This window comes from Streptomyces sp. PA03-6a (assembly GCF_033792765.1).
In the GTDB taxonomy this organism is placed as follows: Bacteria; Actinomycetota; Actinomycetes; order Streptomycetales; family Streptomycetaceae; genus Actinacidiphila.
This window is the reverse complement of the sequence record NZ_JARAVK010000071.1, coordinates 25,664-39,690: the sequence shown is the minus strand read 5'-3', so window position 1 is coordinate 39,690 and position 14,027 is coordinate 25,664. Positions and strand designations below refer to the sequence as shown.

Below are 14,027 nucleotides of genomic sequence, written 5' to 3'. Positions count from 1 at the left end.
GGCCGGGGCGGGGACAGCGGACAGCGGACAGCGGACGACGAATTCGGCATCGTACTCGACCGGCGACCGGCGACCGGCGACCCGCCACACGCGCGGGCCGCAGACAGCGAGGCCGCCGACCCGGCAGCGCTGCCCGCCGTACCGATGAACACCAACCGCGCCGATCCCGGCGCGGGCGCCGAGCTGGTAGCCGGCTTGCTCGTCGGGGATTGCTGCGGCCGTGGTCGTGTCTTGGATCGGACGGGACAGCAGAACAATCAAGCGCCCCGACTGTGAGAACCGGCCCACAGTGCACGACGGGCCGGGCATCGATGCAACCAGCGAGTGAGCGACAGAACCAGTATCGAAGCGTTCCGTTTCGCGTGACGAACCAGCCTCTGCCATGATCTGACCCCACGTCGGCTCAGGGCGTAGCGCTAGCCGGGCCGCGCACGCCCCGTTGACGTCATCACGGAGGAACGCATGGACTTAACACTTGCCCAAACAGTGGCGGCCAAAGTCGCCGAGGGCGCCCTCGGAGCTGCGAGTTCCCGCGCCCTGGACGCCCTGCTCGACATGATCCGGCAAAGGTTCCGCCGCGACGGCGAAGCACTGTCAGCACTCGACACGGCCGCAACGGACCCGGAACCCCTGATCGCGGCGCTGTCGCAGCACATCGAGCGTGACCCGGACTTCGCCGAGGATCTGCGCGACTGGCTCAGGGACACCGAAGCAGATCAGGGTGCTGTGCCCGCTGCCACGCTGCGGCACAGCACGCAGAACACGATTTCCGGCACCGTCCATGGTCACGTCATCCAGGGCCGGGACATCAAAGGCCGCTTCAGTTTTCGTGGCCTCCGTGGCCGGGGGGAGTAGCAGGTAAATGAGCGTCGACTCCTCCTCCTCGCCCGACCGCACCAGCAACGCCATCAGCGATGGTTCACAGGTCAGCGGCAACGCCTACCAGGCCAAGAACATGCACTTCGGCGCGCGTTCGACGGGGATTACCCTCATCGCTTTCGCCGGGGTCGTCGGACTGACCTTCCTTGGCTTCACCATCGCCGGTTCGGAACCAGCGGGTGGTTCCCCACCAGCTGCGGCGGACGCGCCGAAGTCGCCGACCGCATCCACCAGTGCATCGCCCCCGCCCAGCTCGCTGACTCCTTCCCCCAGCACCCCGGCAGCGTCTGCACCCGCGGCACACCGATCCTCGGAGCTGGCTCAGGCCCGTCCCTCCGGTGGCGCAGCCGGCGCTGCTCCCACTGCGACAACAGACGGCTCCACCACGCAATGCCGAAGCCACACTCCCACGAGCATCGGAGGCATCGCCACCGCCAACCCCTGCATCAGAATCGAGAGCAACAACAAGATCTACATCTACGACAACTTCACCGCCCAGAAGACAGGCCAGTTCACCCTGTTCATCTGGCTCATCGACGGTACCGGCACACCCATCCGCAAATACATGCAATCCTGTCCGATCAATTTCAAAAGTATCGGCGAAAGGAAAGCATGCTCCCTCCGCGGCATCACGCCTCCAGGACCCGGCCAATGGGCAGCTGCCGTGACCGCCGAGGCCGGCACTCACACGCAACCTGGCCTCTGGGACTCCCCATACAAGGGAACTCAAAGCGGAGCCGTGGTATGGGATCCCGCCGACAGCTAACGTGAACCACGCCCGCAGTCCCGCCGCCGGAGGCAATGGGGGTGCGGGCGCAACGGCCGTGACAGCGGTTCATGCAGGCCGCCGTAAGCGCCGGCGAGACTGCGCTCAGGTCGGGCGAAGATCAGCGCGAGCAGGGCCAGGCCGACGACGACGCTCTGCATGGCGATGAAGCACCGAGCCGGCAGCGATGCCCGCAAAGGCCGGAGAACGCCCGGCCGATGGTGACTGCGGGGTTCGCGAAGGAAGTGGAGGCTCTCGGCGACGTGCCTTGCACGTGCGCCCTACGGCTTCGGCTGTGCTCCTCTGGGCGCAGCAGCATGACCTATCACCCGGTACATGCCGATGGAGTCGTGCGTGGCGGTGTCGGCGAAGCCGAACTTTTCGTAGAGGTGGTGGGCGGGGCCGTCTGCGATCAGCGAGACGTAGGCGGTGGCGGGGGCCCGGCGCTCCAGTTCGTCGGTGAGAGCGGCCATGATGCGCCTGCCGAGGCCGCGTCCTTGGTGTCCGGGGTGAACGCATATGTCGACGATCTGGAACGCGGTACCGCCGTCACCGATGATGCGGCCCATGCCGATGGGCTGCCCCTGGTGATGGACGAGCACTCCGTACCAGGTGTTGGGCAGGGCAAGCGCAACCGCCTCGGGGGCTTTGTCCGAGAGGCCGGCCTCGGTGCGCAGCCGGCGGAAGACCTCGACGGAAGGCACACCGGGACGCAACTCGTAAGGGTCGTCGTACACGCCGGTCTCTTTTCTGGTTCGGGCGGGTGTCGGCTTTGGCCTACTCGCTCTTGGCTGGGATCAGCCACAGGGCGACGACGGCGGAGGCGGCGGCCATGCCCGTGGCGGCGAGGAACGCGTTGTCGAAGCCGGAGGCGGCTTGGGCGCCGGCGTGGACGGCGATGCTCGTGGCGGCGGCAGTGGAGGCGGCCGCGGCTCCGACCGAAGCACCGAACTCGTGGAAGGTGCTGACGATGCCTGACGTGACCCCGGCCTCGTGGGGTGCGACGCTGGCGAGTGTGGTGGTGGAGGCGACGACGAACAGGGCGCCCAGTCCCGCCGCCGCGACGCTCACGCCGGTGACCATAGCGCTGGTCCCGGACCAGAGCACCGGTACGAGGAACCCGGCCGCTGCCACGGCCAGGGCGGCCACAGCCAGCAGTCGTGCTCCCATCCGGCCGATCAGGGTGCCAGAGACGGTGGCGGCGGCCATGGTCAGCAGCGCCACCGGCAGGAACAGCACACCGGTCATCAGGGCACTGTGGCCTTGGCGCTCCTGGAGGTAGAAGGAGCCGAGGAAGAAGACCCCCACCATCAGCGCGGTGGCGACAGCGATCACGAAAATGCCCGCCACGACCGGGCGCCGGCCGAGCAGGCGCAGGTCCATCAGCGGTGCGGCCACCCGGCGTTGCCAGGTGGCGAAGGCGGCGTAGGCGGCGGCGGCTGCGGCAACTAGGGCGATGGTGGCGGCGTTGACCCAGCCGTGGTCGCCGGCACGAATGAGGGCGTAGATGAGGGCACCGGTCGCGGCGGCCACCAGGGCGGCGCCGGGTATGTCGAGCGAGCCGGTGGCCGCGCGGGGCAGGTGGGGCAGGATCCGGGCGAGCAGGACGAAGACGACCAGGCCGACGGGGACGTTGATGAAGAAGACCCAGGCCCAGCCAGGGCCTGCGGTGATCAGTCCGCCCATCAGCACGCCGAGGGCGGCGCCCCCGCCACCGAGTGCCGACCAGATGCCCAGCGCGCGGTTGCGTTCGTCGCCGTCGAACAGCCGCACCACCACGGACAGAGCGGCAGGCGACAGCATCGCGGCGCCCGCCCCCTGGACGATCCGGGCGGTGAGCAGCAGCGGGGCGCCGGTGGCGAGTCCGGCGGCCAGGGATGCGGCGGTGAAGACGGCAAGGCCGGCCAGGACGACCCGCTTGGGGCCGAACAGGTCGGCGGCCCGGCCGCCGAGCAGCATCAGGCTCCCGAAGGTGAGGGCGTACCCGCTGACCACCCAGGTCAGTGCCGCGCGGTCCAGGCCGAGTTCGGCGCCCATGTGAGGAAGTGCGATCGCAACGACGGTGACGTCGAGGATCAGCATCAACTGGGCCAGTCCCAGCAGCCCCAGGGCCGGCCAGCGCATCGGATGCGGTGTCTGCGATGCGATGTGGGTGGTTGTTTCCGTGTCACTCATGACGCTCAACCCCTCATCACTAAACCGTACAGCGATGTTCAGGTTATACACCTGAGGGGTCCAAACCAAACAGGGTTGTTCGAGTTCTGGGGTACCGTGGGCGCATGAGCAGCAAGAACAGCACCAAGCGCGCCGACGCTCTGCGCAGCATCGAGGCGATCGTGCAGGCCGCGGCCGAATGCCTCGGGCGCAACCCGGACGCGAGCCTGAGCGAGATCGCGCGGGCCGCGGGTGTGGGCCGGGTGACGCTGTACGCGCACTTCGCCTCCCGGGCGGAGGTCGTCGATGCGGCGATGAGCCGCGCCCTCGACCGGGGCAACGAGGTGCTGGACGCGGTCGACCTGACCGGTGATCCGCTGCTCGCCCTGGAGCGCTACATCGAGGCTGGCTGGCACCTGGTGGACCAGGCGCAGGCACTGCTCGTCGCCGCCCAGCGGGAGCTCCCCGCGGGACGTATCCGGGAGTTGCACGCCGGGCCAGCCGCCCGGGTCGAGGCGCTGGTTGCCCGCGGACGGGCCGAGGGCGCCTTCCGTACGGACCTGCCCATCGCATGGCTGGTCAATGTCCTGCAGGCGGTCATGCACAGCGCGACGGAAGAGATCCGCGCCGGCCGTCTGAACCCCGACCGCGCGGCCGGCCACATCACGGCCACGGTGCTCGCCGCCTTCACGCCGCCGGGCACCTCGGTACCCGAGCCCCGGGGCGGAGCGTGACACCGGCGGCCCTCCGCGAAAAGCTCACCGGCAGGTCCAGAATCAGCCCCAGATAGCAGCGTGTACGCATCTGAGGGCGTCCCCGGACGGCTTCCGTCCCCGCACCGCTTCTCATCCAGTTGTCCCCAACCAGCACCCGCGGAAGCCGCCCCCTCGGTCAGCGGCCGCCGGTGGATGTCCTGCGATCGCGCTCGTAGCCCCCGTCGGTCGTCGGGCCCGAGGTGACGGTGCCGCCGAACTGGTCGATCCAGTTCCGGATCCACCCGGCGGGCGGGTCGTCGGCGGAGAGGAGCTGTGAACGATGAGGTGACTTCGAATTACTTTGCGGAGAGCCTGGTCTGTGTCGCCCGGTAGCGCGATGGCGAGATCCCGTATCGGCTGGTGAAGGCCTGGCGCAGCGTCTCAGTGGAACCGAACCCGCACCGGGTGGCCACGCCCGCCAGCGGAAGCATGGTGGACGCCAGCAGGTGAGCGGCCGCCTCGGTGCGGGCCTTGCGTACGAACCGGGCCGGCGACTGCTCGAGGTGTTCCACGAACAACCGGGTGAGGTGGCGCGTGGTCACACCTGCGCGAGCTGCCAAGGCGGTCACGTTCAGGTCGTGGTCCAGATGGCTCGTTATGTGCTCGACGAGCTGTCGGACCACGTCGTCCCTGGGCGGCGGGGAGGCAGTGAACAGGCTCATCTGTGCCTGGTTTCCCGGCCGCTGCAGGTAGGTGACCAGATCCCGCGCCACTCGGCGAGCGAGTTCGGCACCGTGATCCTCCTCGATAAAGGCAAGCGTGAGATCCAGGGCACTGGTGATTCCCGCCGCCGTGTAGACGTTCCCGTCGCGGATGTAAATGGGGTCGGAATCCACGGTGATCTTCGGGTGTCGGGCGGCAAGCTGGGATGCGAACCGCCAGTGCGTGGTGGCGCGGCGCCCGTCCAGCAGTCCGGTGGCGGCCAGGATGCCGGCGCCGGTACACACCGAGGCCACCCGCCGGCTTACTCCGGCCAGGCGGCGGACGTGGCCGACGAGCCGCGGGTCGGCGGCGGCCCGCTCATGTCCCAGGCCGCCCGATACGATCAAGGTGTCGAGCGGACCGGTGAGCCGTTCAAGGGATTGCTGACTTTGCAATGTCAGGCCCGAGCCACAGGTGATCGGTTTGCCGCCCGGACCTGCCACACTGACGCGATAGGGGCGGGCGGGAGTTCCGATCTGATTCGCCATGCCCAGGCTCGTCGTGACGCAGGCGATGTCCAGCAACTCGGCCGAGTCGTACCCGACGATCACGATCAGACGTTCGTCCACGCGGCGACCCTACAGCGAAGCGACAGGCACCCCAGGATTCCGGACATCTCATGGGCCGCCGCCTTCTCGTGGGACCGGCCTGACCAACAGTGGAGCCATGACAGACACCACCACTTCGGGTGATCCCTTGATGATCGGCTCCGCTCAGGACGACAAAGCACCTTCCACCTACGGACGGGACGGTTCGAAGACCGCCACCGCCGACGTCGTGGCCATGCTCAAGCACCGATGGCCCACATGGCTCGCCCTCGTGTTGGCGGTCGCCACATTCGCCGACGGCCTCCCTGCTCTGGAGTTCCTGACGTGGCTCCTCGTCGTCATGTCGGTCTGCTACCTGATCTTCGGGGCGCTGCGCGGGGAACTTCGCAAGGCAGGCGCGCTCGTGCTCCAGACAGCAGGGCTGCTCGGCTTCGGTGCCCTGGCCATGGTGGCGCTGGCAGTGGATCACGGCCTCGGCTGGTACGTCCTGGCAACCGGCTGGCTCGGGCACGCCGCCTGGGATTTGGTCCACCACCGCGCCAAGGCGGTTGTCCCCCGGGCGTGGGCGGAGTGGTGCTTCGTCGTCGACCTGCTCGGCTCCGCCGCGATGATCTTCATTCAGTAGCCATACGGCCCTGGACCGCGACACCCTCGACCCGTACCTGGTGCGCACCGAGATCCTCGACGCCGTGATGGACCTGGCCCATCAGTTCCGCGAGCACCGTCAGGTCACCCAGGGCATCGCTCTCGGCATGTCCTTCTCCGGTGGCAGCAGCGTGTCCCGGTCCCGGACCCTGGCCGAGCCGAGCGCTTCCACCGACGGCCTGCGGGACGCGGCGATGGCAGTGTCGAACGTCTCGGGCTGGAGCGGGCCCGGGTGCGCGGAGTCTCGGTCCGCCTCGAGCACCTGGTGGACGCGGCAGGCGCGCCGCAGCAACTGCGCTTCGACCCCGGGCAGGAGAACAACCGGCGCCTGGACCCTGTCGTCGACCGGATCAACGCCCGCCACCGTCACCCGGGACGCACTCGCCCACCGCCGCCACAGCACCTGACCCAGGGCGGGCCCGGTCGGTATCGCGCGGCCTTGTGAATCGAAGAGGCCCTACCCCTCCTGGGGCAGGACCTCTTGGCCGTCTGCACGGGCCTCTTCGGGCCGCTGCACACGGGCTATCGGCGCATGCTCTCCTTAATCGGGAGCGAGACCGGACGACATGCCGTCCTGCAGACGGGATGTCAGGATCCGACACGGATCGGCCCCGCGTCCGATCGGGTCGTCTTTCCGCTCAGCCCATGCGCGCCTGATGTACCTGACTTCCGATTGAGCCATGAATGAAGCGATAAGTGGGATTAATTGCCGCTTATCACTCCATCGAGCTCGAAGGAGACGCACGATGCGTCGTTTCACGGCAATGGCGCCGATCGCGGCCACGGCGCTCGCGGCGGTCCTCGCCTACGGACCGCTCGCGCAGGCCACCTCCCCGGACCGCGAGCCCGGCCCGCATGGTGACGGCGAGAAGGTCATCAAATTGGACGACTCCGTGAGGGAATTCGCCGCCATCGACGTGAGTGGCCCGGGCATGAGCCTCGGCGACGAGGCCATCGGCTTTTCGGACTTCTTCCAGAACGGTCGCAAGGTGGGCACCGGCGGCTTCGTCTGCACCGTCGTCAGCCTCCAGAAGAGTCTGCGGCAGTGTGAATCCACCCTCCGGCTGGCCCAGGGCGACATCACCCTGCAAGGCTTCGCGCCTTTCATCGTCAGCTTCCCGACCAGGTTCACGCTCGCGATCACCGGCGGTACCGGCGCCTACCGCGACGCCCGTGGCTATATGGACGGCGTCAACATCGACTCCTCACATGCCAGGCTGACCGTCCACCTCACCAGGTGACCTCCGGGCACCGCTCGCCACGGCCCGGGACGCGGCGGAACCGGAACGCAGGGGCGGCCTAACCCCGCCGCACTGCCGCATGACGCTCCGCGCCCGGAAACCGGGACCGGGACCGGAAGCGAGACCCGCCCGCGCGGGAGCGCGCGCCCGCCGCCGTCACCGTATGCGACAAGCCGAAGGACCCAGGTCACGGAGGTGACCTGGGCCCTTCGTCACTGGTTCGGGGTGAGCTGCGGGGACAGTCGGGCTTGCCGGCGCCGGCGCCGTGCTGGATGACCAGGTGAGGTGGTCTCCGGCTCTCCAGGCCCCGCGCGCCAAGCAGCACGGCGGCGAGGCCTCCGCTCAACTCCTCATCGATGAAGCCGAAGTGATCGAGGGGAGCTGGTCGCCGCCCAACAGAAGGCCGGGCACCGGAAACGGCCTGAGGCGATGGGTCTGGCAGCAGATGAGGGCAGCGGCGATCGCCGTGGCCGGAAGCACGACAGCGGGCCTGGCCACCCAGCTCGGTCAGCCGATCGGCGCCTGACCGATCCGTCCATCCCTCCCAGCCACGCGCGAGCTCCGACTGCGGAATCATGCTGTCCTCACGCTCGCAACGATTCTCGTCACGCGCTCGAGAAGGAAAGGCCCAGGCCGGAGGATGGCTTCCCGACCTGGGCCTTGTGCCGTCCAGAGCAATACAGCCGTCCGTATCCGTCCGCGGCGTCCTCGTCGTCCTTCGCTGTCAGCCGGTTACGGCGCTTGGGGCTGCTCGGCCTTCCCGTTCAACGCGCCTGGCGGTGCGGTGAACGGACCAGCCTGCCCTGGCGAGGAGTCGCCATCAGGCCACGCAACGGGCGAAGACCTGCACAGTGCCCGAGGTCTTCGCCTCGTTTTGGAAGGTGATCTGCCACCGTCGGTGCGTTCCGGCGTGAAGCGCTGCTCCGGGTCGGCGGCGTCAGTGACGCCACGCTCGCCGAGGACACCGACCTGACCATGGCACTGTGCCGGGACGGCTGGCGGGTGGTCTACGAGGAGAACGCGATCGCCTGGACCGAGGCGCCCGCATCCCTCGGGGCGCTGTGGCGGCTGCGCTACCGCTGGTGCTACGGAACATTGCAGGCGATGTGGAAGCACCGGGGCGCCCTCGTCCAGTCCGGCGCGGCAGGCAAGCTGGGCCGGCGCGGCCTGGTGTATCTGCTGCTCTTTCAGGTCCTGCTACCGCTGCTGGCACCGGTCGTCGACATCTTCGCCGTATACGGGCTGATCTTCCTCGACCCGTTCCGCATCCTCGGACTGTGGCTGGCGTTCCTGGCCCTCCAGGCCGCGATGGGCTTCTACGCCTTCCGCCTCGATGGCGAAAGCTCCCGTCCGCTGTGGAGCCTGCCCCTGCAGCAGTTCGTCTACCGCCAACTGATGTACCTCGTGGTCATCCAATCGGTCGTGACCGCGACCGCGGGATCGCGGCTGCCCTGGCAGCGCATGGAGCGCTACGGCAGTCTCTCGGTACCCGTCCAGACGCCGACGCCGGAGCCTGGACCGGCGCAGCCCGTCTCCGCCGCCACCGGCCTGGCCGACTCCTGGATCCGCGAGGCCCGCTCCCCCGGAGGTACGGCCGACGTTCCGTACCTCCACAACGGGCAGACACCGGGCCTGAGCCACGAGCACGGCGAACCGTCCTGGGACACCCGACCCGGCTGGTGACTCGTCTGGTAGTTCGGCCCGTTAGCGTTTGGCCGCCGCCCGGATGCTCTCCTCCACGTCAGGAGTTGCGCGGAGCAATGAGGCCGGATTCGTAGGCCAGTACCACGAGTTGGGCGCGGTCGCGGGTGTGGAGCTTGGTCATGGCCCGGTTGATGTGGGTCTTCGCCGTCAGCGGGGTGATCACCATTCGGTCGGCGATCTGGTCGTTGGACAGCCCCTGCGCGACCAGGACGACGGCCTCACGTTCGCGACCGGTCAATTCAGCCAAGCCGGTGTCGGCGACGGCGGGGATCGGCTGGGTGATGTAACGGTTGATCAGCTTGCGCGTGATGGACGGCGCGAGCAGCGCGTCACCGCGGGCGGCGACACGCACAGCGTGCACGAAGTCGTCCGGCACGATGTCCTTCACGAGGAAACCGGCAGCGCCGGCACGCAGCGCGTCCAGGATGTACTCGTCCATGCCGTAGTTGGTGAGGATGACCACGTGCACCTGAGCCAGGGCCGGGTCCGCGGCGATACGCCGGGTGGCCTCGATGCCGTCGACTACCGGCATCTGGATATCGATCAGCACGACGTCGGGCAGGTGCTGTTGGGTCAGCGCCAGGCCTTCTGCGCCGTCGGCGGCCTCGGCCACCACCTCGATGTCGTCTTCGAGGTCGAGGAGTGCGCGAAATCCACTGCGAATGAGCGGCTGGTCGTCGACCAGCAGGACACGGATCATGAGGTGTGGTCCACGGGGAGTTCGGCTCGGACGGTGAAGCCGCGCTCGCTCCGTGGCTGTGCGAGGAGCCGGCCCCCGAGGGCGGTGACGCGCTCACGCATGCCGAGCAGACCCAGGCCCGGCTTCGGTACTGTGTCCGGCGTGGCCTTGCCGTCGTCATCGACCTGGATGGCGAGTGAGTCGGCCCGGTAGTCGATGCGGACCGACGCGGTCGCGGCGGAGGCGTGCCGGGCGACGTTGGTCAGCGCCTCCTGAACGATCCGGTAGGCGGTCCGGCCCACTGCTGCCGGCAGGTCGGTCCGCTGCCCCTCGATCGTCAGCGTCGTCGCAAGGCCCGCGCTGTTTGCCTGCTCCACCAGGTCCGGGATGTGGTCGAGCCCGCGGGGCGGAGTGGTGTCGTCATCCCGCAGCGCCTCCAGGGTGGCGCGCAGTTCCCGGGTCGCCTCACGTCCGGCTTCCTGGATGGCCAGCAGGGCCTCGGAAACCTGTTCACCTCGCCTACGGGCGACGTGAACGGCGACTTCGGCCTGCACCTTGATGATCGAGATCTGGTGGGTGAGCGAGTCATGCAGTTCCCGCGCGATGTGCAGGCGCTCTTCATCCGCACGGCGCCGCGCGGTCTCCTCCCGGGTGCGCTCGGCTTCGTCCGCCCGTCGCTCGGCCTGCCGCAGCGCCTCCCCCGCGGCGAACGCGGCGATCAACCAGGCAACCTCGAGGACGTGGCGGGCCTGTGCCAACGCCTCACCCGCAGGCCCATCATGGAAGACCAGGGCAGTGAGCTGAAGAGCGACCAGCATGGTCACGGACGCCGCCACGGTGACGGCTCGGTGCCCGGCCCGCACCGCGCCGTACACCGCGACCAGGTACGGGACGGAGAGCACGTCAAAGCCGGCCGCCTGATACCCCACCGCACACAGCCCGGTAATCACCAGGACGGTCAGCGGAGCGCGGCGACGCGCGGCCAGCGCGAGACCGCCCGCCGACAGCAGCACGTAGCCGATCACGTCAGGGCTTGTGCCGGGGTGCGCCTTGGGCAGCCCGGTGCCCAGTAGCAGGGCTGCCACACCGAGGGCGATCGCCCAGTCTCCGACACCGGCCGGGACGCCGAACCGTCCTTTGGTCATGAGCGCACCTTAACCGGGTGTCGCTGCGGGCAAGTCCCGCTCGTGGAGGAGCAGGACGCTACCGCGCCCGCAGTATTCGCAGGGTTTCTGCCACATCCGCAGCAGGCGTCTGCGGCACGGGCGGCATCGCAAAGTGCCTGCGTCTGCTGGACGACCGGCGGTGCGGGCGGCAGACATGCTCAAGGCACAGCGACACCTTGAAATTGCCGTGCAGAAGGGAAGAGACATGAGCGCATCAGACGTCTTGATGGCGGCTGCCGAGGGCGGAGTCATCGGCGATGGGCGGACCGGGGCCAACCTGGCCCTCGGGTTGGGGCTGGTCGGCGTGGCCATCGGCTGGTTGGCCCTCGCCCGTGCCGCCGCACGGATCAGCAACGGCAACGCGCGCACCGGCGCCATGTCGGCCATGGCGGCGGGGCTGGCCGGCACGATCCTGGCGGTGCTGCACCTTGCCACCTCCAGCGGCGGTCCCGGCACCGGCAACGGCCTCGTCGGAGCCATCGCGGCCATCCCATTGGGACTGATCGCCATCCTCCTCGGCCGCCGGGCGCTGACCCGCTCCCGCCGCACCGTACCGACCGGCGGAGACAGAAAGTTGTCGCCTCTTGATTAGTCGCGATAGATGCGCTCAAGAATTGCCGCGATCCTGACCTCGGCGCCGGGCCGGACCGCGGGGAGGACGCCGTCGACGGCGAAGCCGAAGCAGGCCTGCGCGTCCATCCTGCGGGACCACGGGAGGCGCCCACGGATACTGACGCGGACTGGACGCACCGGCTACGAGTCGTTCAAGCTCGCGTGACAGCGTGGGCAGGGCGTCACGTCGGACATACGGAACGCAACCTCACCCTCACGCGGGGTGAGCCAATCGCCGGCTGCGTCCGGGCAGTCACCGCGGTGGACCACACCACGGAGCGTCCCGCCCCTGGGTACGTGCTGGAGGCGAAAGCCGACTACAAAGGAGCCCTCGCGTTCTGCTGACGTAGGTACGGAGGACTCACCTGACTCTTCGGTCTCGCGGATCTTGGCATCGACCGCGTCAATCTGTAGCTGCAGGTAGAGGCGGATCACTCGCCCAGTTGTCAATCACCTGAGCGAGAGCGGCAGTTGCCGCAGGCCCTGTTGCCGGCGGCAACTCGTTATGCGACGCAATGCCTCTCGAAGCAGATGAAGCTGTGGGGCCGGGCGTGCGGCTGGCCGGGCGCAGGCATGCGGTGCCGGCGCTAGCCCGGACAAGTGAGGCGACCCCGCCGTGGACAGGGCGGTGAACGCCGACGGTCGCGCGGAGCGCCCGCCCGGTCCTCACCACGTAACCGGACGGGCTGCTGGGCCCGAGGATCCGTGGCCGTGTCTTCGGCATGGCGGGATACCTGATGCCCTTCGCCCAGACCAACAGCTAGGTCCAGAGTTTCGGCTTCTGGGGCGGCCTGTGGGAGGTGAGCTAGGACGCGGACGATCCCTTCGGATTTCATGAACTGGTGGAGCCCCCCAAGGACACGGGTGGCATCTGCGACCCGAAGGCAGCGCTGAAGCGTCTCCGTCCACCAGGGGCGAACAGCATTCCGGCGTGATACATGGGTACCGGCCGACCACACCGGGAGCGGTGCCGGTTCCGCCCGGCACTGGGTCACTGGGCCGCCTGCTGAGCCGTTTGGTAGGCGTCCCACAGCGGCTGCACGACCGTGCACTGGCGGGCTGCTCCATCCCGGCAGGTGGGGCATGAGGTGGCATGGTCCAGCCACGCCCGGTACGCCGCCTGGACCGCCTGGTTCACCCGCGTCACACGGGCCCTGACCACGGCACCGGGCCCCGAGCCGGTCTCCAGCCAGCGCTCCGTGAACCCGGGCTCCCCCATGACCGAAGACTCCTCAACCTCGCCGGATCCCGCATCCGGCCCGCCCAGCAGCCGACCCCCAATGTATCGACACGTCGCCCGGCACATCTCGAACTGCCGCATCATCTGCACATCTCCGGCGCCTTGACCGTGCATCTGGCCGGATCCTTTCGCCCCGGATCCCTCACGGCGACGAGGAACCCGACTCGCGCAATCCCCGCCGGGCAGCGCCTGGTACGGGCGTACGGGCTCCCCACCCACCGCACCCGCCCCGGGGCCCCGCACAAGACCGGGCGGCCCGGGCCTGGGCGCCTGACGCCACACGCCCTCCGGCGCCGGCAGCACACGGGACGTGTGGCCGCGTCAGGTGCTGAGCCGGAAGACACGTCCGGCAATGCACACACCACCTGGTCCGTCGACCGCTGAACCAGGGCGCAACCTGCCGCAATCACGCGCACCCTGGAGGGGGACGCACTCGGCCGGACACCCACCTGAGTGATGTGTGATCGCGCCGTGGCCGGCCGGGAAGCGTCAGCCCAGGCCCAGCCGGGGTATCTCCCGTCCCGGGGAACGGTCCATCACCATCAGCAGGCCCGCATCGCGGGTCCTGGCGTAGGCGGCCTCGTCGATGACGTCCAGCTGGAACCAGACCGCCTTCGCGCCGATCGCCACCGCCTGGTCCGCGACACCTCCGGCAAGGGCAGAGTTGACGAACACGTCCACCACATCCACCGCAAAGGGAATCTCCGCCAAGGACGCATAGCCCCGCTCGCCAAGCACCGTCTCGGCCCTCGGGTGCACCGGCACCACCCTCTTGCCCAGACGCTGCAACTTCCCCGCCACCCGATAAGCAGCCCGCTCGGGATTGTCGGACAAACCCACCACAGCCCACGTATCACCAGCACCGGTCAGGATCTCCCTGATCGTCGCATCATCGCCATACACCGTCATACCCGACACCCCCGTCCACGCCCCGCA

At 68.9% G+C, this 14,027-nt stretch carries 16 protein-coding genes and 1 pseudogene; 9 read left to right on the top strand and 8 right to left on the bottom strand.

All coding sequences use genetic code 11. The annotated features are described in order from the left end of the window. A partial coding sequence (locus PV350_RS18935) for a hypothetical protein (RefSeq protein ID WP_500334992.1) occupies nucleotides 1-261 on the bottom strand: 261 nt, incomplete at its 3' end. 201 nt (nucleotides 262-462) lie between these two features. On the opposite strand from PV350_RS18935, the gene PV350_RS18930 reads away from it, so the two are divergent. Together PV350_RS18930 and PV350_RS18925 are read left to right on the top strand one after the other, a co-directional pair. Further along, nucleotides 463-855: a hypothetical protein gene (locus PV350_RS18930; RefSeq protein WP_500334990.1), complete on the top strand. Its 393-nt coding sequence runs from the start codon at nucleotides 463-465 to the stop codon at nucleotides 853-855. Nucleotides 856-862: 7 nt separating this feature from the next. Further along, on the top strand, nucleotides 863-1,645 hold the full coding sequence (locus PV350_RS18925) for a hypothetical protein (protein ID WP_500334988.1): 783 nt from the start codon (nucleotides 863-865) through the stop codon (nucleotides 1,643-1,645). 281 nt (nucleotides 1,646-1,926) lie between these two features. Here PV350_RS18925 and PV350_RS18920 read toward each other — a convergent pair whose 3' ends face one another. Next, on the bottom strand, nucleotides 1,927-2,382 hold the full coding sequence (locus PV350_RS18920; protein ID WP_500334986.1) for a GNAT family N-acetyltransferase: 456 nt from the start codon (nucleotides 2,380-2,382) through the stop codon (nucleotides 1,927-1,929). A gap of 40 nt (nucleotides 2,383-2,422) precedes the next feature. Then, nucleotides 2,423-3,820, bottom strand: a complete 1,398-nt coding sequence (locus tag PV350_RS18915) for an MFS transporter (protein ID WP_500334984.1) — start codon at nucleotides 3,818-3,820, stop codon at nucleotides 2,423-2,425. A 104-nt stretch (nucleotides 3,821-3,924) separates the two neighbouring features. Between PV350_RS18915 and PV350_RS18910 the strand changes: the two genes are divergently transcribed. Further along, nucleotides 3,925-4,533 carry a TetR/AcrR family transcriptional regulator gene (locus PV350_RS18910; protein ID WP_500334983.1) on the top strand — a complete coding sequence of 203 codons (609 nt, stop codon included), beginning with the start codon at nucleotides 3,925-3,927 and terminating at the stop codon, nucleotides 4,531-4,533. A 317-nt stretch (nucleotides 4,534-4,850) separates the two neighbouring features. Here PV350_RS18910 and PV350_RS18905 read toward each other — a convergent pair whose 3' ends face one another. Then, nucleotides 4,851-5,825 carry a GlxA family transcriptional regulator gene (locus PV350_RS18905; RefSeq protein ID WP_500334981.1) on the bottom strand — a complete coding sequence of 325 codons (975 nt, stop codon included), beginning with the start codon at nucleotides 5,823-5,825 and terminating at the stop codon, nucleotides 4,851-4,853. A 97-nt stretch (nucleotides 5,826-5,922) separates the two neighbouring features. On the opposite strand from PV350_RS18905, the gene PV350_RS18900 reads away from it, so the two are divergent. From PV350_RS18900 to PV350_RS18880, 5 genes and pseudogenes are all read left to right on the top strand, one after another. Next, on the top strand, nucleotides 5,923-6,429 hold the full coding sequence (locus tag PV350_RS18900; RefSeq protein ID WP_500334979.1) for a hypothetical protein: 507 nt from the start codon (nucleotides 5,923-5,925) through the stop codon (nucleotides 6,427-6,429). A 40-nt stretch (nucleotides 6,430-6,469) separates the two neighbouring features. After that, entirely contained in the window at nucleotides 6,470-6,856 is a 387-nt protein-coding gene (locus PV350_RS18895; protein WP_500334977.1) for a DinB/UmuC family translesion DNA polymerase, read from the top strand. Nucleotides 6,857-7,195: 339 nt separating this feature from the next. Continuing rightward, on the top strand, nucleotides 7,196-7,690 hold the full coding sequence (locus tag PV350_RS18890; protein WP_500334975.1) for an allene oxide cyclase barrel-like domain-containing protein: 495 nt from the start codon (nucleotides 7,196-7,198) through the stop codon (nucleotides 7,688-7,690). A 280-nt stretch (nucleotides 7,691-7,970) separates the two neighbouring features. Beyond that, a complete protein-coding gene (locus PV350_RS18885) occupies nucleotides 7,971-8,216 on the top strand; it encodes a hypothetical protein (RefSeq protein WP_500334973.1) in 246 nt (81 codons plus the stop codon). A 368-nt stretch (nucleotides 8,217-8,584) separates the two neighbouring features. Next, nucleotides 8,585-9,468, top strand: a pseudogene (locus PV350_RS18880) (glycosyltransferase family 2 protein); the annotation flags it as partial. Here the strand turns inward: PV350_RS18880 and PV350_RS18875 are convergent. After that, complete coding sequence (locus PV350_RS18875) at nucleotides 9,432-10,094, bottom strand: response regulator (protein WP_500334971.1); 663 nt, start codon at nucleotides 10,092-10,094, stop codon at nucleotides 9,432-9,434. The pseudogene PV350_RS18880 and the gene PV350_RS18875 overlap by 37 nt on opposite strands. Further along, nucleotides 10,091-11,218, bottom strand: a complete 1,128-nt coding sequence (locus PV350_RS18870; protein ID WP_500334969.1) for a sensor histidine kinase — start codon at nucleotides 11,216-11,218, stop codon at nucleotides 10,091-10,093. Before PV350_RS18870 ends, PV350_RS18875 begins: the two co-directional genes overlap by 4 nt. Nucleotides 11,219-11,444: 226 nt before the next feature. On the opposite strand from PV350_RS18870, the gene PV350_RS18865 reads away from it, so the two are divergent. Beyond that, nucleotides 11,445-11,831, top strand: a complete 387-nt coding sequence (locus PV350_RS18865; RefSeq protein ID WP_500334967.1) for a DUF6223 family protein — start codon at nucleotides 11,445-11,447, stop codon at nucleotides 11,829-11,831. 1,011 nt (nucleotides 11,832-12,842) lie between these two features. Here the strand turns inward: PV350_RS18865 and PV350_RS18860 are convergent. Further along, complete coding sequence (locus tag PV350_RS18860) at nucleotides 12,843-13,070, bottom strand: hypothetical protein (RefSeq protein ID WP_500334965.1); 228 nt, start codon at nucleotides 13,068-13,070, stop codon at nucleotides 12,843-12,845. A gap of 510 nt (nucleotides 13,071-13,580) precedes the next feature. Then, nucleotides 13,581-13,994 (bottom strand): CoA-binding protein, encoded by a 414-nt coding sequence (locus PV350_RS18855; RefSeq protein WP_499516689.1) that lies wholly within the window; start codon nucleotides 13,992-13,994, stop codon nucleotides 13,581-13,583. Nucleotides 13,995-14,027 lie beyond the last annotated feature (33 nt).

What these genes read in the sequence shown, in the direction of transcription:
- PV350_RS18870 (WP_500334969.1), bottom strand. Translation starts at nt 11,218, where the DNA reads ATGACCAAAGGACGGTTCGGCGTCCCGGCCGGTGTCGGAGACTGGGCG.
- PV350_RS18890 (WP_500334975.1), top strand. Translation starts at nt 7,196, where the DNA reads ATGCGTCGTTTCACGGCAATGGCGCCGATCGCGGCCACGGCGCTCGCG.
- PV350_RS18875 (WP_500334971.1), bottom strand. Translation starts at nt 10,094, where the DNA reads ATGATCCGTGTCCTGCTGGTCGACGACCAGCCGCTCATTCGCAGTGGA.
- PV350_RS18865 (WP_500334967.1), top strand. Translation starts at nt 11,445, where the DNA reads ATGAGCGCATCAGACGTCTTGATGGCGGCTGCCGAGGGCGGAGTCATC.
- PV350_RS18900 (WP_500334979.1), top strand. Translation starts at nt 5,923, where the DNA reads ATGACAGACACCACCACTTCGGGTGATCCCTTGATGATCGGCTCCGCT.
- PV350_RS18860 (WP_500334965.1), bottom strand. Translation starts at nt 13,070, where the DNA reads ATGGGGGAGCCCGGGTTCACGGAGCGCTGGCTGGAGACCGGCTCGGGG.
- PV350_RS18915 (WP_500334984.1), bottom strand. Translation starts at nt 3,820, where the DNA reads ATGAGTGACACGGAAACAACCACCCACATCGCATCGCAGACACCGCAT.
- PV350_RS18930 (WP_500334990.1), top strand. Translation starts at nt 463, where the DNA reads ATGGACTTAACACTTGCCCAAACAGTGGCGGCCAAAGTCGCCGAGGGC.
- PV350_RS18910 (WP_500334983.1), top strand. Translation starts at nt 3,925, where the DNA reads ATGAGCAGCAAGAACAGCACCAAGCGCGCCGACGCTCTGCGCAGCATC.
- PV350_RS18925 (WP_500334988.1), top strand. Translation starts at nt 863, where the DNA reads ATGAGCGTCGACTCCTCCTCCTCGCCCGACCGCACCAGCAACGCCATC.